This window comes from Dactylosporangium darangshiense, assembly GCF_039537565.1.
In the GTDB taxonomy this organism is placed as follows: Bacteria; Actinomycetota; Actinomycetes; order Mycobacteriales; family Micromonosporaceae; genus Dactylosporangium; species Dactylosporangium darangshiense.
Genome location: NZ_BAABAT010000001.1, coordinates 580,040 through 601,928, shown reverse-complemented (window position 1 = coordinate 601,928; position 21,889 = coordinate 580,040). Strand labels below are relative to the sequence as shown.

The window sequence follows — 21,889 nt, the reverse complement described above, 5'->3', positions numbered from 1 at the left end:
GGGGCGCCTGTGGCAGGATGCAGCGTGCCTTCGAACGTCGCCCCCGACTCGTTCGTCGCCGATCTGCACATTCACTCTCGGTACTCCCGGGCGTGCAGTCGCGACCTCAGCATCGAGACGCTCACCTGGTGGGCGCGGCGCAAGGGCATCGCCCTGTTGGGCACCGGCGACTTCACCCATCCGGCCTGGCACGACCACCTGCGCGAGGCGCTGGTCCCGGCCGAGCCGGGGCTCTACCGGCTGCATCCGGACCGCGAGGCCGACATCCTGCGCCGGCTGCCGGCCCGGCTGGGCGTCGCCGAGCAGGCCGTGCGGTTCATGCTCTCGGTGGAGATCTCGACGATCTACAAGCGCGGCGACCGCACGCGCAAGGTCCATCACCTGATCTACCAGCCCGACTTCGACGCGGTAGGCCGGTTCAACACCGCGCTCGGGCGCATCGGCAACCTGGGCTCCGACGGCCGGCCGATCCTGGGGCTGGACTCCCGCGACCTGCTGGAGATCACGCTCGAGGCGAGCCCGGACGGCTTCCTCGTCCCGGCGCACATCTGGACGCCATGGTTCTCCGCGCTCGGCTCGAAGTCGGGCTTCGACGCGATCGCCGACTGCTACGCGGACCTGGCCGAGCACATCTTCGCCGTCGAGACCGGGCTGTCCTCCGACCCGGAGATGAACTGGCGGGTGTCGTCCCTGGACCGGTACCGCCTGGTGTCGAACTCCGACGCACACTCCGCGCCGGCGCTGGCCCGCGAGGCCACACTGCTGCGGGGCGACCTGTCCTACCTGGGCGTGCGCGACATGCTGCGCACCGGCGACGGGCTGGTCGGCACGCTGGAGTTCTTCCCGGAGGAGGGCAAGTACCACGCCGACGGCCATCGCGCGTGCGACGTGAGCTGGCCGCCGGCGCGCACCCGCGAGGCGCAGGGGCGCTGCCCGGAGTGCGGCAAGCCGCTGACCGTCGGCGTGCTGCACCGCGTCGAGGAGCTGGCCGACCGGGCGGAGGGCTACACACCGCCGGGCGCGCCGGGTGTTACCCACCTCATCCAGCTGCACGAGATTCTGGGTGAGATCAACGGCGTCGGGCCGAAGTCGAAGACGGTCGACGAGAAGCTCGCCACGCTCGTCGCCGAGCTGGGGTCGGAGCTGTCGATCCTGCGCGAGGTGCCCGTCGAGGACATCGCGCGCGTCGGCGGTGAGCTGCTGGGCGAGGGGATCGCACGGCTGCGCCGGGGCGAGGTGCACCGCACGCCCGGGTACGACGGCGAATATGGCGTGATCCGCCTGTTCGAGCCCGCCGAGCTGCGCGGGAGTGCGCAGGAGGACGTGCTGTTCGAGGTACCGATGCCGGCTCTGCCCAAGCAGCGCAAAGCGGAAGCGGCCCCGAAACCGCAGGCACGGCGGCGCCGTGCCCAGCCCGCCGAAGCGGCGCCACCGCCGCCGATCGCGCCGCCGCCCTCGCCGCACGAGCCGCTCGAGCCCATGCTCGCCGGGATGGAAGAGGTCGGGACCGGCCTGCTCGACCGGCTCGACGCGCTGCAGCGGGTGGCGGCCTCCGCGCCCGGCGGCCCCCTGCTCATCGTGGCCGGGCCGGGCACCGGCAAGACCCGGACGCTGACGCACCGCATCGCATACCTCTGTGCCGAGCTCGACGTGTACCCCGAGGAGTGCCTGGCGATCACGTTCACCCGGCGCGCCGCCGAGGAGCTGCGGGAGCGGCTCGAGGCGCTGCTCGGGCCGGTGACCGAGGCGGTGACCGTCTCGACCTTCCACGCGCTGGGCCTGTCGATCCTGCGGGAGAACGCCGCCGCGGTCGGGCTGACCCCGCAGTTCCGCATCGCCGAGGAGGCCGATCTGCTCGCGGCGCTCGAGCCGCTCTCGGAGCGCGAGGCGCGCAAGGCGCTCGCCGCGATGGAGCCGGCGACGAAGGAGTCGCTGGCCAAGGCGCTGCGGGCGCGCGACCTGGTGTCGCTCGACGAGCTGCTCACGCTCACCGTGCAGCTGCTGAGCGAGGCGCCGGCGCTGGTCGAGCGCTATCGGGCGCGGTGGCAGTGGATCTTCGTGGACGAGTACCAGGACGTCGACCCGGTGCAGTACGAGCTGCTGCGGCTGCTGTGCCCGCCGGGCGGCAACCTGTGCGCGATCGGCGACCCGGACCAGGCCATCTACGCCTTCCGCGGCGCCGAGGTCTCCTTCTTCCTGCGCTTCACCGGCGACTTCTCGACGCCCGACGTCGACGCACGCGTGGTGCGGCTGACCCGCAACTACCGCTCGTCGGCGCCGATCCTGGCCGCCGCCGTGCAGGCCATCGCCCCGACGACGCTGGTGCCCGGCCGCCGCCTCGACCCGGCGCGGCTGGACCTCGAGGCGCCGATGGTCGGGCTGTACCCGGCCGCCTCGGTCGCCGACGAGGCCGACTTCGTCGTGCGGACCGTCGACGAGCTGGTCGGCGGCCTGTCCCACCGCTCACACGACGGCCGGGTCGACGCCCGCGCCACCGTCGGCGCCATGTCGTTCTCCGACATCGCGGTGCTGTACCGCACCGACTCCCAGGCCGCACCGATCGTCGACGCGCTGTCGCGGGCCGGCGTGCCGGTGCAGAAGCGCTCGCACGACCGGCTGCTCGACCGCCCCGGCGTCGCCGCGATCGCCCGCGAGCTGCGCTTCGCCAGCGGCCTCGGCGGCTCGATCGCCGCCCGGGTGCGCCTGGCCGGCCAGGTCGTCGCCAGCCGCTGCGGCCAGCTCGACAGCGACCTGATCGGGCTCGGCGAGGCCGACGTCTGGAACGCCGTCGACCTGATGACCCCGATGGCCCTGCGCGCCGGCGCCGACCTCGACGAGTTCCTCGGCGCGCTGGCCACCGGCGCCGAGGTCGACGGCTGGGACCCGCGCGCCGACCGGGTGAACCTGCTGACGCTGCACGCCTCGAAGGGCCTCGAGTTCCCGGTCGTCTTCCTGGTCGGCTGCGAGGACGGGCTGCTGCCGCTGCGGCCCTACGCCGGCGCCCGGCAGTCCGAGGACGACGTCGCCGAGGAGCGCCGGCTGTTCTTCGTCGGCCTGACCCGCGCGCAGGACCGCCTGTTCGTCTCGCACAGCCGGAACCGGTTCCGGCACGGCTCGGAGCGCGAGATGGCGCCGTCGCCGTTCCTGGCCGCGATCGATCCCGGCCTGCTGGAACGGCGCGGACCGGCCGCTCCCCGCAAGCCGAAGGACCGGCAGCTGCGACTCATCTGAACCGGAATTGGCGCGGATCCGTGAGGCCGAGGTGGTGGGGAGTGGAGCTACCGTAGCTGCATCGACGCCGATAGGCTCACCACGCCGACCACCGGCCGAGGACCAGGAGGACATCATGTCGGGTTACGGACCGCCGGGCGGACCGTACCGGGGTCAACCTCAGGACCCATGGCAGCAAGGCGGTCAGCCGGACCCCTACGGACAGCCGGAGCATGGCCAACCCTCGTGGGGCCAGCAGGATCCGTACCAGGGCGGCGGCCAGGGCGGCGGCTACGGCCAGGGCGGCGGGGGCGGCTACGGGCAGGGCGGCTACGGCCAGGGTGGCGGCGGCTACGGCAACCAGGGCGGGTACCCGGACCAGGGCTACGGCAACCAGGGCGGCGGCCAGGGTGGCGGTTACGGCGGGGGCCCCGGCTACGACGACCGTCGCGGCTACGGCGACGACCGCACCTACCAGCAGACCGGCGGCTACCGGCCCTACGACGACGAGCCGCCCGGTTACAACGACGAGCCCCGCTGGGGCGGCGCCCCTACCGAGCCGCCGAAGAAGAAGCGCTCGGGCGGGACGGTTGCGCTGGTGGGCCTGCTCGTCCTGCTGCTGCTCGGCGGCGGTGGTGTCGGCATCTACTACCTGGTGCTGAAGGACAAGAAGGAAACCCCGGCGGCCTCGTCGGGCGGCCACGGCTCGTCCGCCCCCGCGGGCAACGGCGGCTCGGCCGCGCCGAACGGCAGCGCGTCGCCCAAGGCGAGCGCCGGCGGCGGCGTCCAGGCCGGCGACGCGGCGAACGCGAAGGTCGGCGAATGCCTGAAGAACGTGGGCACCGGCGACAAGCCGCAGATGCAGAAGGTGCAGTGCGGGGCCGGGACGTACGAGGTGCTCAAGCGCATCCCGTCCACCAAGGACGTGACGAAGTGCAAGGGCACCGATGGGTACACGCACGACTACTTCTTCGACAGCCAGGTCGACTCCCAGGACTTCGTGCTCTGCTTGAAGCTTCGCAGCTGAGCACTTCCACCTTCGGCGCCGGTCCGGGCACTCGCCCGGGCCGGCTCTTTTTCGGGCCCCCCTTGCACGGGCACCCCGGAGGGGTGTAGTACATTAGTTCGAGCCCGCCATCGAACGTCTGTTCGGTAGTATTCGATGGCGCCGTATAAGGCTTTCTTGTGTGCACCCTAGAAAGCCGTAGATGTTCCACGACGACACGCCGTAGAGCTTCCTCTACGGGGTTCTAGCCTGCGCGCTAGAAAGCCCGATACTGTGCGATTCGTGGACCCGGTTCGCAATCCCTACGCGCCCGGCGCCGGGCAGCGCCCACCCGAGCTCGCCGGCCGCGACCGTGAGCTGCACGCCTTCGAGGTCGTGCTCGAGCGGGTCGCGCGCGGCCGCCCCGAGCGCTCGCTGATGCTCACGGGCCTGCGCGGCGTCGGCAAGACCGTGCTGCTCAACACCCTGCGCTCCGAGGCGATCTCGCGCCTGTGGGGCACCGGCAAGATCGAGGCCCGGCCCGACCAGTCGCTGCGCCGCCCCGTCTCCGCCGCCCTGCACATGGCCATCCGCGAGCTCGCGCCGCACCACCGCGCGCCGGACCGCATCGACGAGTTCCTCGGCGTGCTCAAGGCGTTCGCGCTGCGCGAGGACCCGCGCAAGCCGCCGTCGAAGCTGCGCGACCGCTGGCAGCCCGGCATCGACGTGCCGGCCGCGACCGGCCGCGGCGACTCCGGCGACATCGAGATCGACCTCGTCGAGCTCTTCACCGACGCCGCGAGCGTGGCCACGGACGTGGGCACCGGGGTGGCGCTGTTCATCGACGAGATGCAGGACCTGGCCGCCGACGACATCTCGGCGCTGTGCGCGGCCTGCCACGAGCTGTCGCAGACCGGCGCGCCGCTCATCGTGGTCGGCGCCGGCCTGCCCCACGTGCCCGCGCTGCTGTCCGCCTCGAAGTCGTACTCCGAGCGCCTCTTCCGCTACCAGCGCATCGACCGCCTCGACCGGATCGCGGCCGACCTGGCGCTCACCGCGCCGGCCGAGCGCGAGGAGGTCGAGTACGAGCCGAAGGCGCTCGACGCCCTTTACGAGGCATCCGGCGGGTACCCGTACTTCGTCCAGGCCTACGGCAAGGCCACCTGGGACCACGCCCCGCGCTCGCCGATCACCGCCGCGGACGTGCGCGTCGCCTCACCCGAGGCCGAGGCCGAGCTCGCGGTCGGCTTCTTCGGCTCCCGCTACGAGCGCGCGACGCCGGCCGAGCGCGAGTACATGCGCACGATGGCCGCCCTGCTGCCCGCCGTCGACGTCTCGGAGGCCGTGGCGACCGCCGAGATCGCCAAGACCCTGGGCCGCCGCCCCGCCAGCCTGTCCCCCGCCCGCGACGCGCTCATCAAGAAGGGCCTGATCTACTCCGGCGAGCGCGGCACGGTCGCCTTCACCGTCCCCCACTTCGCCCGCTACCTGCGCACCCAGCCGACGGAGTGACCGCGTTCGTCACTTCTTGCTCTCGGCCGCGGCCCGTTCCATGATCCCGCGCAGGTCACGGTGCTCGATCGCGGCCGCCATCAGCTCCGGGAACACGTCCGGCGTGCACGCGAAGGCCGGCACCCCGAGCGCGGCCAGCGCCGCCGCGTTCTCCCGGTCGTAGTCCGGCGCCCCTTCGTCCGACAGCGCCAGCAGCGTGATCACCTGGACCCCCGCGGCCGTCATCGCCGCGACCCGCCGCAGCATCTCCTCGCGCACGCCGCCTTCGTAGAGGTCGCTGATCAGCACGAAGATCGTGTCCCGCGGCCGCGTGATCAGCTGCTGCCCGTACGCGATCGCCCGGTTGATGTCCGTCCCCCCGCCGAGCTGCGTCCCGAACAGCACGTCGACGGGATCGCTCAGCCGATCGGTGAGGTCCACGACCGCCGTGTCGAACACGACCAGCGACGTCTTGAGCGACCGCATCGAGGCGAGCACGGCGGCGAACACGCCGGAGTACACGACCGACGCCGCCATCGACCCCGACTGGTCCACGCACAGCACGACGTCGCGCTGCACCGCTTGCGCCCGCCGCCCGTACCCGATCAGCCGCTCCGGCACGATCGTGCGCCGGTCGACCTGATAGTGCTTGAGGTTGGCCCGGATCGTCCGATTCCAGTCGATGTCGTGGTGCCGGGGCCGGTTGATCCGCGCGGCCCGGTTGAGCGCCCCGCTGAGCGCCGTGCGGGTCGGCTGCGAGATCCGCCGCTCGAGCTCGGCGACCACTTTGGCCACCACCTTGCGCGCGGCCCGCTTGCTCTTGTCCGGCATGACCCGGTTCAGCGACAGCAGCGTCCCGACCAGGTGCACGTCCGGTTCGACGGCGTCGAGCATCTCCGGCTCGAGCAGCAGCCTGGTGAGGTTGAGCCGTTCGATCGCGTCGGCCTGCATGACCTGCACGACCGTCGAGGGGAAGTACTGGCGGATGTCCCCCAGCCACCGCGCCACCCGCGGCGCCGAGGCCCCGAGGCCCGCACCGCGCTGGTTGGGCGTGCCGTCGGTGCCCCCGCTGTCATAGAGCGCACCGAGCGCGGCGTCGACCGCCGCATCGGTGCCGCTCAGCCCGTATCCGGTCCCCTCAGCCCCCGGCGCCCCGCCGAGCGCCAGCCGCCATCGCCGCAGCCGCTCATCGATCTCGAACTCCTGCTCGTCGGTCCCCTCGCCCCGCTCAGACATACGGCCCCCTCCCCAAATCCCAGCCGCGCTCAGACATGCGGACCCCCCAAGTCCGAGAGCCGCGCTCAGACATGCAGCTCCCTCCCCAGCAGCCGCGCCGCGACCGGCAGCAGCAGCGCGCCGCGTGCCGGGTCCAGGTCCTCGTCCGCCTCCGCGCCGCGGCGGCCGGTGCCGATGTGGGCCGCGCGCTCGCCGATCATGCGCCGCTGCGGCACTGGATAACCGCTGAACGTGCGCCGCAGCAGCGGCAGGACCTCCAGGAACGCGTCGCCCGGAATGCCAGTGAGCCACGCGTCGACCAGGGCCAGGAGCCGCTCGTCGTGCACCAGCAGCAGCCCGTCGCCGGCCAGGAACCCCTCGATCCACGCGGCGGTGCGGGCCACCGGCACGCCGACCGTGAGCACCAGCGCCATCCGGGCGCCGATCTCGTCGACGTCGACCGCGCCCGCGTCCAGCAGCAGCCGGTTCATCCGCCCGGTCAGCAGCCCGTGCAGGTCGTCGCGGGTCGACAGCCCGGCGAGCACGCCCTGCCACCGCTCGTGCGCCTCGGCGTCGTCGACCAGCGCGAGCGCCGCCTGCACCCCGTCGATCCGGTCCCGCATGACCGCCGCCGCGGTGTCGTCGAGCCCGCCGACCGCCGCCGGCAACCCCACGCAGATGCGCGTGATCGTGCCGAACGTGACGTCCCGCAGCGCGGACAGGTCGGTGCCGCGCACGTCGCCATACCGCAGCGTGCGCGCCAACGCCGGCAACGCGTCCATCAAGTGCGCCACGTCGGCGTCGAGCGCCATCCGCTCGTCCAGCGCGTCGAGCACCCCCGGCAGCGCGTCCGGTAGGTCCGCCAGCAGGCACCGCTCCACCAGCGCCGTCACGTCGGCGAGCGTCGCCGCCGACGCGGCCTGCTCCGCGACGCGGGCGGTGGCCGCCTCGAGCACCGTCGTCCCGTAGGCCCCCGCCTCGACCAGATCGACCGCGAACTCGGGCTGCCAGGCGATCTCCCACTCCTCGCGGAACGTGCCCTTGCCCTTGGCCGCCGCCAGCACCTTGCCCCACTCCACCCCGAGCAGCCGCAGCCGGTGCAGCAGCCGGCTGCGGTCGAGGTCGAACGCCTGGCGCAGATCCAGCCGGAGCTCGCGGCGCTCGACCCGGGGCGGCAGCCGCAGCCGCCGCTGGCTCCCGGCCACATCCTTGGCGATCGGCACGCCGGGCGTCTGGTCCGGTACCCGCCCCAGCCGGTCCCCCACGACCAGTCGCCGGTTGATCAGCGCCAGCCGCAGCTCGTCCCCGTCGCACAGCACCGCCCGCGCCGCGTCGGTGACCTCGGCGAGCCCGGCCAGCGGCCGCCCGCGCATCGTGGCCAGCGCCTGGGCGAGCCGCGTCGCCTCGATCACGTGCGCGCTCGACACCGGCACGCCGTCCCTGCGCAGCACGCCCGCCGCCCGCACCAGCCACCGCTCGATCACGTGCGCGTCCACGGATGTGAACAGGTGGTGGTACCACCCGGGCGAGCGCACCCCGGCCCCGTACCCCTGCCACGACGCCAGCCGCGCATGCGTCCACGGCACCCACGTCATCGAGACCTTGATCTTGGGCAGCCCACGCACGACGGCCGCATCCGCCGAGGCGCTCGGCAGCGGCCCGGTCAGCGCCGGCACGTGCCACGCCCCGCACACGACCGCGACCCGCTCGAACTCCTTCAGCGCCCCCCGCAGCCCAATGCGCATGTACGCCTCGCGCCGCTCCTCGTCCACCGCCTCGGCCTCGGGCGGCCGCGGCGCACTGGCCCGCACCACCCCCATGGCCTCGGCGATCGCCTCGAACGGCGCGGCAGCGGCCCGCAGCTCCTCCTCGTCGATGTCGGCCTCGCGCGCGAACAGCCCCACGCCGCCCATGACCCCGCTCGCATCGGCGACGACGGCCTCGTCCACGCCCTCGTCCACGCCCTCGACTGCCGCGGCCGCCGGAGCCGGTGCGGCGGGTCGGACCGGATCGGCGAACCGGTGCTCGACCACGTCCTCCCACCAGCGCTCCGGGTCGTCGTACCCGGCGGCCTCCGCCAGCGCACCGATCGGGTCGATGCGCACGGCGGCCTCCACAGCGCCGGCCTCCTCCGCCTCGGGATCCGTGGAGTCACTGCCGGCCGGCGGGTTGGCCAGGCGCACCGACGCGGGCATGTCGATGAATCGCACCGGCACCTCGCGCGCCACCGCCCATCGGATCGCCTGCCACTCCGGCGAGAACTCGGCCAGCGGCCAGAACGACGCGCGCAGCTTCGGGTCGGGGTTGTCGGCCGGATACGCCAGCAGCGCGACCGGCGCGCGCATGTCCTCGTCCCCGGCGTAGGGCACGAGCGCGTCGGCCTCGGGCGGCCCCTCGATCAGCACGACCTCGGGCTGGAACGCGGCCAGCGCCCGGCGCACCGCGCGCGCCGAGCCCGGGCCGTGGTGGCGCACGCCGAGCAGCAGCGGCTCACTCGCCACGGCGGGCCGCTCGGTAGAAGTCCCGCCAGCCTTCGCGCTCGCGCACGACGGTCTCCAGATACTCCTGCCACACCACCTGGTCGGACACCGGGTCCTTGACCACGGCGCCGAGGATCCCCGCGGCTACGTCCCCGGCGCGCAGCACCCCGTCGCCGAAGTGCGCGGCCAGCGCCATGCCATTGGTGACCACCGAGATCGCCTCGGCCGTCGACAGCGTCCCGCTGGGCGATTTGAGCTTCGTGCGCCCGTCCTCGGTCACGCCGTTGCGCAGCTCGCGGAACACGGTGACGACCCGCCGGATCTCGTCCACCGCCGGCGGCAGCTCCGGCAGCTCCAGTGCCCGCCCGAGCGCCGCGACCCGGCGGGCGACGATGTCGACCTCCTCCTCGACGCCGGCCGGCACGGGCAGCACCACCGTGTTGAACCGCCGCCGCAGCGCCGAGGACAGCTCGTTGACGCCCCGGTCCCGGTCGTTGGCGGTGGCGATCACGTTGAAGCCCTTGCGCGCCTGCACCTCCTCGCCGAGCTCCGGCACCGGCAGCGTCTTCTCCGACAGGATCGTGATGAGCGTGTCCTGCACGTCGGAGGGCACGCGCGTCAGCTCCTCGATCCGCGCGATCCGCCCTTCGGCCATCGCCCGCAGCACCGGGCTCGACACCAGCGCGGCACGGCTCGGCCCCTCGGCCAGCAGGCGGGCGTAGTTCCAGCCATACCGGATCGCCTCCTCCGGCGTGCCGGCCGTGCCCTGCACCAGCAGCGTCGAGTCGCCGCTGATCGCCGCGGAGAGGTGCTCGGACACCCAGGTCTTCGCGGTGCCGGGCACGCCGAGCAGCAGCAGCGCCCGGTCCGTGGCCAGCGTGGCGACCGCGACCTCCATCAGGCGCCGCGGCCCGACGTACTTCGGCACGATCACCGTCCCGTCCGACGTCTCTCCCCCGAGCAGGTACGTCACCACCGCCGAAGGCGAGAGCCGCCACCCCGGCGGCCGGGGCCGTTCGTCACAGGCGGCGAGCGCCACGAGCTCGGCGGCGAACTCGTCCTCGGCATGCCGGCGCTGCACCGTCTCGGCGACGGGCGCCCCGTCGACGTGTGCGGCTGTGACATCGACTGTGGTCACGCGAGCTCCTCGAGCATGTCGTGGCGGAACCGGAGGGTGTCGGCGAATCGGCCGACGATGGAGGACATCGGGTCATCGGAGTGCAGCCCGCCGGCCAGAGCCGTGGCCCGGGCCGCCGTTTCGGCGGGAAGTCGCAGCGCGGCGAGCTCGCACAGCCCGGCCAGCCGCCAGCCGGCGGACCGCCGCCCGCCGACGTCGTCGAGCGCCGCGAACACCGCCTCGACCAGCGCGGGCGGCCACGGCCGGGGACACAGCTCCAGCACGTGCTCGACGCCGACCGCCGCCGCGCCGACCAGCCCGCGCCGCAGCACCTCCACGGCGATCGCGGCGAGCGCATCGGAGGGCAGCGCGTCGTACAGCGCCTCGAGCAGCAGCCGATCATCGGGCCGCCCGCCCGCGGCGACCTCCTCGGTGAGCCGCCCGGTGAGCTCCGTGGCCCACCCCGGCTCCCGCTGCCCGGCGGCGGCCCGGGCCAGCCCGCGGCGCAGCACCGCGGCCCACTCGTCGGTCACCGGCAGCGACAGGAACTCCTCCGGCTCGCCCCACACCCGCAGCGGCGTGCGCGTCAGCAGCTCCTCGAGCCACCAGGCCCGCTCCCCGACCCCCGCCGGCGGCCGCGGCACGATCCCGTCGCGGCGCATGCCCTTGTCGCACGCGATCGGCGGCGCCAGCCGAATCCGCCCGTCGACGACCCGCACGCAGGTCGTGGCGCGCTCGATCATCCGCCGCGCGTATGCGCTGTCGGGCAGCAGCGCCAGCAGGTCCAGCGCCGCGACCCGGACCTCCTTGCGCCGGTCGTCGAGCGCCGCCTCCAGCAGCGGCTCGTCGGCCGCGGACAGCCCGGTCCCGAGCGCCCCGAGCAGCGCGGCGCGGTCCTCGGGCGTCTCGCTCGCCCAGACGGCCTGCAGCATCTCCCGCCCGCGCTGCTCGCCGTCTGTTCCTCCCCGGCGCACGGCGGTGAGAATCCCGACCCGCCGCCCGATGGAGCCCAGCTCCCAGCCTTGCCGGTCGTCGGCCGGCGCCTCGACGGCCGCCGCGCCCAGGTAGCCCCAGTCGGCCCGCTGCCCCGCCAGCCACACCGCCCGCGGCCCGCCGGCCGCGGCGATCAGCCCGCGCAGCGCCCGGTGCCGCCGCCCGATCTCCAGCAGCGCGGGCAGCAGCTCCCCCGGCACCCGCCGATGCCGGATCGCCCCGAGCCATTCGGCAAGCAGCTCGAGCCGCCCGTCGGCGTCGCGGACCGGCACAGCGTTGCTCGTCCCGTAGCCGGCGGCATCCACCGCGAGCAGATCCGCCGCCCGCGCCGCCGCGGACCACGAAACGAGCGGAATGTCCGAGTCATCGGGCGCGGGGTCCGGCACAACGAGCCCGGTCCGAGCCTTGAACCCCGCCCGCCGGTACAACGTCAGCGCCCCGGCGACATCCAGCAGCGCCTCGGCCGGATCCTCACCGGGCGCCCCAACACCGGCCGGCAACGTCCGCCGCTGCGTCCCGACCAGCGCCGTGGCCAGCACATCCCCCCAGTCGGGCAGCCCGGCGACGCCGGATTGGCGAGTTGACGCACCATGCGCACCCGCAAGGCGGCTCTGGTCCACAGCCCCCGATTCCTCCTCAGATGACGCAAACACGGACGCACCCCCCTCCAGCACGCCCGGCCGGCACGCCCTGAACCGACGACGGCCTGGAAGGTGAGAACAGAGCAGCCGAAACCGCGGCCCAAACGGACGACGGCCCGGAAGGCCCGCACGATGCATGCGGAGCCGCGGACCCGGCCGGCAGAGGAGCACACGGGTCCCCCGGAGCCAGGGGCCGGGTCTGCGTCGGCAAAGCCGAATGAACAGCACTCACAGACGGACCAGCCGATCGTCCGACCACACCCCGAGCGGGCGCAGCCCCGCCGCCGACCACTCGCCGGTCACGGTGGCGAAGCGGCCCGCGGTGACGGCGATCAGGCGCCAGGGCTCACCGACGGCGGGGTCGAGCGGGAGGCCGTTGCCGTCGGCGTCGGCGAGGAGCCAGGTGTTGCCGTCGCGGACCGGGCAGACGGCGTCGAGGGCCATCGGCCAGTAGTCCAGCCAGGGGTCGCCGGCGAGGGCCTCGGCGTGTGCGTGGAGGTTGGCCTCGATGCCATTGGCGCCGGCGACGGTGTGCATGCGCTCGGGTGGGGCGTGTCGCTTGGCGATCAGGGCGCGCTCGGGCCGGCCGCCCGGATAGAGGCAGACGTCGGCGTCGAGCTCGGTGCCGGGGAGGAGGTCGATCGGGAGGGACTGGCCGGCGACGGCGAAGGACAGGATGATCAGCGGTCGGGCGGAGGCGGCGCCGCGCAGCCAGGCGCGGCGGACGGTCAGCTGGTCCTCGATCTCGTCGCGGACGCCGTGGACCTGCCAGCGGTCGCGGACGGCGGGGCCGGCGAGGACGGTCTCGGTGGCGATCGGGACGCCCACGCGCATGCGGACGCTGGCGGCGAGGTCCTCCGGCAGGTCGGCGAGGCGCCGGTAGCCGCCGACAAGCAGGTGGAGGCGGGCCAGCTCGCCCAGCAGGCGCTCGGGTGAGCCCATGACGGCGCCGGTGCGGCGCAGGATGCCGGCGGCGCTGGCGGCCTGGGCGTCGACGAGCCGGGCGGTCATCGTGTCCCACGAGGCGCCGTCGCGGCCGGTGCCGGCAAGGCCGGAGCGGGCCTGGTCGGCGAGCCAGCGGTCGAGCTCCTCGAGGCCGGCCGAGATCCGGTCGGCGCGCCTGGCCTGGGCTTTCTCGCTGGGGGCGGCGCGCCCCGAGGTGCCGCCGCTGGGGGAAGGCTGCTCGGCGGGCGGCGCCGCGGCGGCGCGATTGGCGCGCGCGGCCCGGGAGGCCTGCCAGGAACTCGCCCACGAGGGTGCGACGGCCTCGGCCACGGACCCGGCGGACCAGCGAAGCAGCAGGCCCAGCGCGTGCTTGCAGGGGAACTTGCGGCTGGGGCAGGTGCACTTGAAGGCGGGCTCGGTCAGGTCCACCGCTGTCTGATACGGCGTGGTGCCGCTGCCCTGGCAGAGGCCCCACAGGGTCGGGTCGATGTCCTCGCCGGCGCTCAACCCGGTCTCCAGCCAGGCGCGGTCGCCGGCGAGCCCGCGCGCCGCCCGCTGTGCGGACGAGTCGGGTGCCAGGGCCATCACCTGGTCGGTGGTCCAGACCGTGGTGACCGTCGTTGTTTCGGCCATGCTGCTAACCGTAGTGAGGGGGTACGACATTTCCGCGCTGGGTATGTTTCCGTCATGAGACCCGTGCGTACCGCGGCCCGTTCGATGCTCGCCGCGATCTTCGTGATCCAGGGCTGGGCGGCCTTCAGCAACCCGGCGAAGCTCGCCGGCCGGGCGCGGGCCATCACGGACCGGCTGGAGCCGACGATCAAGGCGGTGCACCCGAGCCTGCCGACCGACGCCGAGACGCTCGTGCGGGTGAACGGCGCCGCGCAGATGGCCGGCGGGCTGCTGCTGGCGACCGGGCACGCGGCGCGACCGGCGGCGCTGCTGCTGGCGGGGTCGCTGGTGCCCACGACGCTGGCCGGGCACGCGTTCTGGGACGTCGAGGACCCGCAGCAGCGTTCCGCGCAGCGCATCCAGTTCCTGAAGAACCTGGGGCTGCTCGGCGGGCTGCTGCTGGCCGCGGTCGACCACGAGGGGCGGCCCGACCTGCGGTGGCGTGCCGGGCACGCGGCGAAGACGCTGCGGCGGGCCCGCCGTCACCTCAAGGACAGTTCACCCATTCCTCTTCGCCATCGGTGAACACCTGACGCTTCCAGACCGGCAGCCGCGCCTTGACCTCGTCGACCAGCCGGGCGCAGAGCGCGAACGCCTCGGCTCGGTGCGCGGTGGACACGGCGGCGGCGAGCGCCACATCGCCGATCTCCAGGCGGCCGACCCGGTGCGACACGGCCAGCCCGCGCACGGCCGGGTCGGCGGCGATCTCCGCGGCGACCTCGGCGAGGATGTCGGCCGCGCTGGGGTGGCCCTCGTACTCGAGCTCGACCACGCCGCGGCCGCCGTCGTGGTCGCGCACGACGCCGGCGAACGACACGACGGCACCGGCCGCGCGGTGCTCGACGGCGATCTCGTGCTCGCGCACGTCCAGCGGCTCGGTGGTCACCTGCGTCTTGATCACGGGCGATCTCCGTCCAGCAGTGGTACGAGCTGAGCCACCGTGCCCTCATGACCCTCGGCCCCCGGTGGAATCACCGCGAACCCGGCGGATCGGGCGAGCCCGCGCAGCATCGAGGAGCCGACGTGCGCGACCGGGTGCGCCCGGCCGTCGGCCAGCGTGACCAGCGCGAGGTGGGTGAAGTCGCCGCGGCCGGGCACGTCGGCGCCGAGGGTGACGGTGCCCAGCGTCGGCAGCGGGCGGCCGGTGAGGCCGGCGAGCAGGGGAAGTACCAACGAAACCAGAGCGACGAACGTGGACTGCGGGTTGCCGGGCAGCCCGGCCACGAACTGCCCGCCCGGCAGCTGCGCGACGAGCATCGGGAAGCCGGGCCGGACCGCGACGGTGTTGACGACGTACCGCGCGCCGAGCTCGGCCAGCGCCGGGTGCAGGTGGTCGACGGGCCCGTGCATGGTGCCGCCGGTGGTGCAGATGACCTGTGCGCCGGCGTCGATCGCGCTGCGCAGCGCGGCGACGTGGTCCTCGAGCGTGTCGGCGACCGGCCCGCGCACGCGGACCACGTCGGTGCCGGCGCGGCGCAGCCAGGACGGCAGCGCCGGGCCGAGCGCGTCGCGGACCCGCCCGTCGCCGGGCACGCCGGCGGTGAGCAGCTCGTCGCCGAAGACCAGCAGGGCGGTGCGGGGCGCGGGGCGGCAGCTCAGCGTGTCGTACCCGCACGAAGCCGCCAGCCCGATGACCCCCGGCGTGATCGGCGTGCCGGCCGGCAGGAGCTCCTCGCCGGCGGCGGCCTCCTCGCCGCGGCGGCGCCAGTCGGGGATCTTGCCCCGGCGCGGCTCGCCGGTGACCATCCCGTCGGTGGTGACGGAGTCCTCGACCCGGACGATCGCGGTGGTGCCGTCGGGGACCATGCCGCCGGTGGCGATCTCCACGCAGGTGCCGTCGACCGCGAGCGGCTTGGCTGTGTCGCCGGCGAGGACGCGCCCGACGATGCGCCACGGCGCGGGGCCGCGTGCCGCCCAGCCGTCGACGCTGGAGGTGGGGAAGGCCGGCAGGTCGGTCAGGGTCACCAGCGGTTCGGCGAGCGTGAGGCCGTCGGACTCCACGAGCGGGACCGGCACCGGGCCCGGCGCAACCGCCGAGCCCGCCTCGAACACCGCCTCGCGGGCCGCGGCCCACGCGATCGGTAACGTCACGCCGGAAAGCCTAGACCTTCAGGCGCAGGTGACCGCGAGGTGAGGGCGGCCCGGTCCGTCAGTGATCGCCGCCGCGAAGCTGGTCGACGGCGTGCGCGAGAACGGGGCCCAGCACGGCCAGGCCGTCCTTGGCGCCGCCGCGCGAGCCGGGCAGGTTGACGATGAGCGTGCGCCCGGCGACGCCGGCCAGGCCGCGGGAGAGGATCGCCGTCGGTACCTTGCCGGCCCCCGCGGCGCGGATCGCCTCGGCGATGCCGGGGATCTCGTAGTCGAGCACCCGTCGCGTCATCTCCGGCGTGGCGTCGGTGGGCGTGACCCCGGTGCCGCCACTGGTCAGCACGACGTCAGCGCCACCGGCGACCGCCTCGCGCAGCGCCGCCTCGACCGGCGGGCCGTCGGGCACCACGACCGGCTCGGCGACCTCGAAGCCGAGCTCGCACAGGCCCTCGACCAGCAGCGGGCCGCTCGTGTCCGCGTACACCCCGGCCGCGGCCCGGTTCGAGGCGACCACCACGACGGCCTTCACGAGCGCTCCCACAGTCCGGTCTTGCCGCCCTCTTTGCGCAGCACCCGCACCGACTCCAGCGACGCCGCCGGGTCGACCGCCTTGACCATGTCGATGAGCGCGAGGCCGGCCGTCGCCACCGCGGTGAGCGCCTCCATCTCGACGCCGGTGCGGTCGGCGGTGCGCGCGACAACCTCGATCTCGATCACTTCGTCACGCAGCGTCAACTCCACCGTCACGCCGTGCAGGGCGATGGGGTGACATAGCGGAATAAGGTCCGGAGTGCGCTTGGCGCCCATGATCCCGGCGATGCGGGCCACGGCGAGCGCGTCGCCCTTGGGCAGCGCGCCCTCGCGCAGGAGGCCGACGACTTCCGTTGTGGTGCGGATGAATCCCGCCGCGACGGCGCGCCGGACGGTCACGTCCTTGGCGGCCACGTCGACCATCCGCGCGGCGCCCGAGGCGTCCACGTGGGTCAGCTCATTTGCCACTCACCGAGCTTAGTCGTGCACCGCGAAACTTTGTTTGATCATGCACGCTTAGGGCTACTTGCGTCGAAATCGCTATACGGAGCGTCACATTCCTGTCGCCAAATCGTGACAAGGCCCGTTATAGTTCGCAAACTATGATTCGACCGACAAATCGCCTTGAGCATCTTGCGTTTTGCACCCTAGGCTGCGTTCAGCGCACGGGACTTCGATTTATTTCGATGTCTTGAGCCGACGGGGGTCGTATCCGCGAACGACCTTTTGGGGGTGCACGATGCGTCGAGACTACGACTGGGACTAGTACGCGAATGACGGGTTGACAACACCCGAGCATCGTCGGCCACGATGGTTTCAACCGCGATGCAAAGCCAACCGCGCACCGACGACGCGACCAACCAGCGCCCATGGCGTCTCGTTGGTCCCGTCGTCGTCGGCGGGGCCGGCCTGGGCCTCTGGTCGCTGTGGAACATCACCGGCTACGGCGAACTCTTCCTGCCGATGTTGGCGCTGGCCATCGTCCTCATCGGCAACGGGTTCGTGACGATTCGCGTGCGGGTCCGATCCACGGGCATCTCCATCACACCCACCACCGCGATCATCGTCGTCGCCGCGGCGTTCCTGCCCGCACCCCCGCTGATTCTCGGCACAATCTGTGGCAAATTGCTCAGTTTGCTCACCCTGCGCCGGACCGACCCGGTAAAGGTGAGTTTCAATGTCGCAAAAGAGACCCTGTGCGCCGCGGCCGCCGTCTTCGCCGCAGCCGCCGCCGGTATTCACCCTATTCTCCCGGACTCGCAGTTCACGATTTCTGGTGTTATTCCCGGAATGTCCGCCGGATTCGTCGCGTACGCGGTGACGGACGAGGTCGTCTCGCACGCGCTGTTCGCGATGGTGACGCGCACCTCCCTGCGGCAGCGGCTCGCCGCACAGGCCCGGACCCAGGTCATCACGCGGCTGGGGCTCTTCGCGGTCGCCGTGGCCACCGTCTCGGCGTACCACACCAGCAAATGGCTGCTGCTGGTCCTTCCGCCGCTGGTCTACGCGATCCACCTCGCCGCCGCCAACCAGGTCCGCACCCGGCAGGGCAACGAGGCCTGGCAGCGCCTCGCCGAGGCCACCGACGAGTTCAACTCCGTCGACCAGACCGCCGTGCTCTACGCCGCCGTGCGCCGCGCCGCCGACATCTTCTCCACCGACGAGGCCGAGGTCGAGGTGCACCCGCCGGGCTCGAGGGCCCGCCTGGTGCGCAGCGACGGCACGCGGATCCTCTTCGACGGCTCGCCCGCCGACGCACCGACCGCCGAGGGCTTCCTGATCCCCGTCGCGCTGGAGAGCTACCGCGGCGACGCCGACCTCGGCGAGCTGCGGCTGCGCTTCCGCGGCAAAGGTCCGGTCAAGTTCACCGAACGCGAGCAGTACACGCTGCGCACCTTCACCGCCGCCCTGTGTACCGCGATCCGCAACGCCGCCACCTTCGCCGAGACCCAGCGCCTCGCCGACAGCCACGCCCGCGCCGCCGCGCACGACCCGCTCACCGGCCTCGCCAACCGCCGCCGCCTGCAGCAGCACGGCGACGAGATCCTCGCCGCCGGCTCCGCGGCCGGCGTCGTCGGCGTCCTGCTCATCGACCTCAACCACTTCAAAGAGGTCAACGACACACTCGGGCACGCCGAGGGCGACCGGGTCCTCATCGCCGTCGCCGAACGCCTCACCGCCGCGGCCCGCCCCGGCGACCTGGTCGCCCGCTTCGGCGGCGACGAGTTCGCCGTCGTCCTGGCCGGCCTGAGCGCACCCGCCATCGCCGAGCTGCGCGCGCAGGCCATCCTCGACGCGCTCGGCCCGCCCATCGAGCTCGACGACATGCGCATCAGCGTCGAGGCCAGCTGCGGCGTCACCACCGGCAGCGGCGGCTCGATCGGCGAGCTGCTGCGGCGGGCCGACGTCGCGCTGTACCAGGCCAAACAGGAAGGCCAGCGGGTCGTCGTCTACGCACGCGCCCGCGACACCGCCGACGTCGGCAGCCTCACCCTCGGCGGCGACCTCGCCCGCGCCGTCGCCGAGCAGCAGTTCACAGTGCACTTCCAGCCCATCGTCGACCTCGCGAGCGGCCGCGTCATCGGCGCCGAGGCGCTGACCCGGTGGCACCACCCCGACCGCGGGTACCTCGCACCCGACCGCTTCCTCGGCGCCATCGAACGCTCCGGCCAGCTCGCCGCCTTCGCCGACGCCGTGCTCGACCAGGCCCTCACCGCGGTCACCGACTGGGCCGACGCCGGGCACCCCATCCCGGTCGCGGTCAACGTCTCCCCGCGCAGCCTGCTCGACCCCTCGTTCCCCGACGCGGTCGCCCGCCGCCTCGCCGCGCGGGGCGTCCCGTCCTCCGCCCTCGTCATCGAGCTCACCGAGTCGGTCACCCTGAGCAAGCTCGAGGTCGTCGACGAAGTCCTCGCCGCCCTGCGCGACCAGGGCATCCGCCTCGCCCTCGACGACTTCGGCACTGGCTTCTCGTCCCTGGCCACCCTCGCCCGCGTGCCCGTCGACGAACTCAAGATCGACCGCAGCTTCGTCACCGCGATGAACGCCTCCGCGCCCGGCGCCGTCGTGCGCTCCACCATCGACCTCGGCCGCAGCCTCGACCTGCTCATCGTCGCCGAGGGCGTGGAGCGCGAGGACCAGCGCCAGCAGCTGTGGGAGCTCGGCTGCCCCGCCGGCCAGGGCCACCTCTTCGCCCGCGCGATGCCCGCCGAGCGCCTCCTCGCCGCCCTCGACCGCGGCGACGGCCACCTCGCAGCGCCACTGCACGACACCGGCGCCGTCATCCGCATGTCGCGCAGCCGCCGGGCGCGCCGCATGAGCATGGGCGGCGAGCCGCCGGGCCGCGAGAAGTCGACCTAGCCTCTGTGACAATGGTCGGCATCGTGACCGATCTGCGTACCCGCCTCATCGACGCCACCTGCTACGCGCTCTGCGCCGCGTTCGCCGGCGTCACCGCGCTCACCTCCACCCTGCTGCCGCACCGCGCGTGGGGCGCCATCGCCTGGATCGGCTACGCGGCCGCCGCCCTCGCCGTCTTCGCCATCGGCCGCTTCCGCGTCGTGCCGCTCGTCTTCGCCGCCACCGCCCTCCTGCCGCTCGTCGTCGAGTCCGTCCAGCGCGCCGCCGGCCGCACCGACCGTGCGCAGGAGGAGGTGCTCGTCGTCGAGCAGATGGGCCAGCGCCTGGCCGACACCGGCACCCCCTACCTCGGCCACGCCGCGATCGCCGCCCTGCCCGACGCCGAGCGCCTGATGGGCTACGCCCCCTACCAGCCCGGCATGGCCCTCTTCGGCCTGCCGCGCGCCGCCTTCGGAGCATCCTGGTGGACCGACGCCCGCGTCTGGTTCGCCGTCGTCACGGTGTTTTCCCTGGTGTACACCATGAGCCTGCTCCGGCCGATCGCCCCCGCCGACCGATCGCTGCGCCTTGCACAGGCCGTCGCGGTCCTCCCGCTGTGCACGCTGACCCTCGCCACCGGCGGCGACGACCTCCCCGTCCTCACGCTCTGCCTGCTCGCCTGCGCCCTCGCCGCCCGCGACCGCTACGGCGCCGCCGGCATCGCGGTCGGCCTCGCCGGCGCGCTCAAGCTCTTCGCCCTGCCGGTCGCCCTCGTCCTGCTCGTCCTGGTCATCGCCGCCCGGACCGGCCGCGTGACCCGCTTCGCGCTCGGCGCCTTCGGCCTCCCCGTCCTCGCCCTGGTGCCCGCGCTCCTGGTCGACGCCCACGCGTACATCGAGAACGCGCTGCGCTTCCCCGCCGGCCACGGCCTGGTCACGAGCCCCGCGCAGTCCCCGCTGCCCGGCCACCTCATCGCCGAGAGCACCGCGGGCGGCCGGGGCATCGCGCTGGCCCTGCTCGTGCTCGCGGGCCTGGTCATCGCGGTCCGGCTCGTCCGGCGCCCACCGAGGACCGCGGGCTCCGCCGCCGCGTATATCGCCGCCGGCCTCACCGCCGCCATCATGCTCACCCCGAGCACGCGCTTCGGCTATCTGCTCTACCCGGTCGCCTTCCTGGCCCTTTGGTGGTCCCTGCGCCGGGTCGACGTCGACGCCACTGAGGATCGCGCCGCCCCGAGCCCGGTCACCGGGTGACGCCCGACTCCGGCCCGACGGCATCGATGCCTTCAGCGATGGAGCCACGCCCGGCTTGTGCACGCGGTGTAGACGCCTTCGGTGACCTGGTGACGCCGGGCGCGTACTGGGCGTAGACAGGAGATATGAGCTTCCGCAACCGCCTCGAGGCGGGCGAGGCTTTGGCCGACCGTCTCATCGCATACGCCGACCGCCCGGACGCCATCGCCCTGGGCCTGGTGCGCGGCGGCGTGCCCGTGGCCGCGGAGGTCGCCCGCCACCTGCACATCCCCCTGGACATCCTGGTGGTGCGCAAGCTCGGCGTCCCGTGGTCCCCCGAGGTCGCGTTCGGCGCCGTGGGCCCGGGCGGCGTCCAGGTACTCAACGACGAAATCGCCGAGCGCCTGCAGCCCGCCGAGATCGACGAGGTGATCCGCAACGAATCCGCGGAGCTGCGCCGCCGCGAACGCATCTTCCGCGTCGGCCGCCCGCCGCTCGACCTGACCGGCCGCATCGCCCTGGTCATCGACGACGGCCTGGCAACAGGCGCAACGGCCGGCGCCGCCGTGGCGGTCGCCCGCAGCCTGTCCGCGGCCAGGGTCGTCCTGGCCGTCCCGGTGGCGGCCGAGGCCGCGATCTCCCGCCTGCGCCACCTGGCCGACGAGGTCGTCTGCCCCCTGGCAACCTCAAACTTCGGCGCCGTCAGCCGCTTCTACGACGACTTCCGCCAACTCGCCGACGCCGACGTAACCCGCCTCCTCAACTGACCCGCCCGCAGCCTCCCGCTCCCGGCCGGAGTCTCCTGCTACCGCCCCGAGCCTCCAACTCCCGGCCCTGCCGCGGCCCCTGGCCGGAGTCGCCCGCTCACGGCCCGAGCCTTCTGCTCACGGCCCGAGCGTCCAACTCCCGACCGCAACCTCCCGGCCCTGCCGCAGCCCGGCCCGCGCCCC

The 21,889-nt window shown here is 73.7% G+C and carries 16 protein-coding genes; 7 read left to right on the top strand and 9 right to left on the bottom strand.

Annotation, left to right across the window (positions count from 1 at the left end; translation table 11 throughout):
* The first annotated feature begins 9 nt into the window (after positions 1 to 9).
* The 3 genes from ABD901_RS02625 to ABD901_RS02615 all read left to right on the top strand — a co-directional run bounded on the left by ABD901_RS02625 (position 10) and on the right by ABD901_RS02615 (position 5,707).
* On the top strand, positions 10 to 3,231 hold the full coding sequence (locus ABD901_RS02625; protein ID WP_380137507.1) for a UvrD-helicase domain-containing protein: 3,222 nt from the start codon (positions 10 to 12) through the stop codon (positions 3,229 to 3,231).
* Between the two features lie 115 nt (positions 3,232 to 3,346).
* Entirely contained in the window at positions 3,347 to 4,237 is an 891-nt protein-coding gene (locus tag ABD901_RS02620) for an LppU/SCO3897 family protein (RefSeq protein WP_345120700.1), read from the top strand.
* 261 nt (positions 4,238 to 4,498) lie between these two features.
* A complete protein-coding gene (locus ABD901_RS02615) occupies positions 4,499 to 5,707 on the top strand; it encodes an ATP-binding protein (protein ID WP_345120698.1) in 1,209 nt (402 codons plus the stop codon).
* Positions 5,708 to 5,716: 9 nt separating this feature from the next.
* Here ABD901_RS02615 and ABD901_RS02610 read toward each other — a convergent pair whose 3' ends face one another.
* From ABD901_RS02610 to ABD901_RS02590, 5 genes are all read right to left on the bottom strand, one after another.
* Positions 5,717 to 6,922, bottom strand: a complete 1,206-nt coding sequence (locus ABD901_RS02610; RefSeq protein ID WP_345120696.1) for a VWA domain-containing protein — start codon at positions 6,920 to 6,922, stop codon at positions 5,717 to 5,719.
* 65 nt (positions 6,923 to 6,987) lie between these two features.
* Positions 6,988 to 9,402, bottom strand: coding sequence for a DUF5682 family protein (locus tag ABD901_RS02605; protein WP_345120694.1), 2,415 nt, complete (start codon positions 9,400 to 9,402; stop codon positions 6,988 to 6,990).
* Complete coding sequence (locus tag ABD901_RS02600) at positions 9,392 to 10,519, bottom strand: ATP-binding protein (protein WP_345120692.1); 1,128 nt, start codon at positions 10,517 to 10,519, stop codon at positions 9,392 to 9,394. The genes ABD901_RS02605 and ABD901_RS02600 overlap by 11 nt, the downstream gene beginning before the upstream one ends.
* On the bottom strand, positions 10,516 to 12,111 hold the full coding sequence (locus ABD901_RS02595; protein ID WP_345120690.1) for a DUF5691 domain-containing protein: 1,596 nt from the start codon (positions 12,109 to 12,111) through the stop codon (positions 10,516 to 10,518). Before ABD901_RS02595 ends, ABD901_RS02600 begins: the two co-directional genes overlap by 4 nt.
* Positions 12,112 to 12,360: 249 nt before the next feature.
* Positions 12,361 to 13,710, bottom strand: a complete 1,350-nt coding sequence (locus ABD901_RS02590) for an SWIM zinc finger family protein (protein WP_345120688.1) — start codon at positions 13,708 to 13,710, stop codon at positions 12,361 to 12,363.
* 54 nt (positions 13,711 to 13,764) lie between these two features.
* Here ABD901_RS02590 and ABD901_RS02585 point away from each other — a divergent pair, with 54 nt between their 5' ends.
* Positions 13,765 to 14,274: a DoxX family membrane protein gene (locus tag ABD901_RS02585; RefSeq protein WP_345120686.1), complete on the top strand. Its 510-nt coding sequence runs from the start codon at positions 13,765 to 13,767 to the stop codon at positions 14,272 to 14,274.
* Here the strand turns inward: ABD901_RS02585 and ABD901_RS02580 are convergent.
* The 4 genes from ABD901_RS02580 to moaC are packed head-to-tail and all read right to left on the bottom strand — an operon-like array spanning position 14,237 to position 16,836.
* Positions 14,237 to 14,650, bottom strand: a complete 414-nt coding sequence (locus ABD901_RS02580; RefSeq protein ID WP_345120684.1) for a molybdenum cofactor biosynthesis protein MoaE — start codon at positions 14,648 to 14,650, stop codon at positions 14,237 to 14,239. The two genes, ABD901_RS02585 and ABD901_RS02580, sit on opposite strands and share 38 nt — an antisense overlap.
* Positions 14,647 to 15,840 (bottom strand): molybdopterin molybdotransferase MoeA, encoded by a 1,194-nt coding sequence (locus tag ABD901_RS02575; RefSeq protein ID WP_380137498.1) that lies wholly within the window; start codon positions 15,838 to 15,840, stop codon positions 14,647 to 14,649. The genes ABD901_RS02580 and ABD901_RS02575 overlap by 4 nt, the downstream gene beginning before the upstream one ends.
* 58 nt (positions 15,841 to 15,898) lie before the next feature.
* Positions 15,899 to 16,366, bottom strand: a complete 468-nt coding sequence (locus ABD901_RS02570; protein ID WP_380137496.1) for a MogA/MoaB family molybdenum cofactor biosynthesis protein — start codon at positions 16,364 to 16,366, stop codon at positions 15,899 to 15,901.
* Positions 16,363 to 16,836 (bottom strand): cyclic pyranopterin monophosphate synthase MoaC, encoded by a 474-nt coding sequence (gene moaC, locus ABD901_RS02565; RefSeq protein ID WP_345120680.1) that lies wholly within the window; start codon positions 16,834 to 16,836, stop codon positions 16,363 to 16,365. Before moaC ends, ABD901_RS02570 begins: the two co-directional genes overlap by 4 nt.
* A gap of 357 nt (positions 16,837 to 17,193) precedes the next feature.
* Between moaC and ABD901_RS02560 the strand changes: the two genes are divergently transcribed.
* From ABD901_RS02560 to ABD901_RS02550, 3 genes are all read left to right on the top strand, one after another.
* Positions 17,194 to 19,728, top strand: a complete 2,535-nt coding sequence (locus ABD901_RS02560; protein WP_345120678.1) for a putative bifunctional diguanylate cyclase/phosphodiesterase — start codon at positions 17,194 to 17,196, stop codon at positions 19,726 to 19,728.
* A gap of 23 nt (positions 19,729 to 19,751) precedes the next feature.
* On the top strand, positions 19,752 to 20,960 hold the full coding sequence (locus ABD901_RS02555) for a glycosyltransferase family 87 protein (protein ID WP_345120676.1): 1,209 nt from the start codon (positions 19,752 to 19,754) through the stop codon (positions 20,958 to 20,960).
* A gap of 125 nt (positions 20,961 to 21,085) precedes the next feature.
* Positions 21,086 to 21,706, top strand: a complete 621-nt coding sequence (locus ABD901_RS02550) for a phosphoribosyltransferase (protein WP_345120674.1) — start codon at positions 21,086 to 21,088, stop codon at positions 21,704 to 21,706.
* Positions 21,707 to 21,889 lie beyond the last annotated feature (183 nt).

Bases quoted from the DNA above. Each gene is read 5' to 3' on its own strand.
- ABD901_RS02620 (WP_345120700.1), top strand. From the start codon at position 3,347: ATGTCGGGTTACGGACCGCCGGGCGGACCGTACCGGGGTCAACCTCAG.
- ABD901_RS02610 (WP_345120696.1), bottom strand. From the start codon at position 6,922: ATGTCTGAGCGGGGCGAGGGGACCGACGAGCAGGAGTTCGAGATCGAT.
- ABD901_RS02590 (WP_345120688.1), bottom strand. From the start codon at position 13,710: ATGGCCGAAACAACGACGGTCACCACGGTCTGGACCACCGACCAGGTG.
- ABD901_RS02585 (WP_345120686.1), top strand. From the start codon at position 13,765: ATGAGACCCGTGCGTACCGCGGCCCGTTCGATGCTCGCCGCGATCTTC.
- ABD901_RS02560 (WP_345120678.1), top strand. From the start codon at position 17,194: ATGCAAAGCCAACCGCGCACCGACGACGCGACCAACCAGCGCCCATGG.
- ABD901_RS02550 (WP_345120674.1), top strand. From the start codon at position 21,086: ATGAGCTTCCGCAACCGCCTCGAGGCGGGCGAGGCTTTGGCCGACCGT.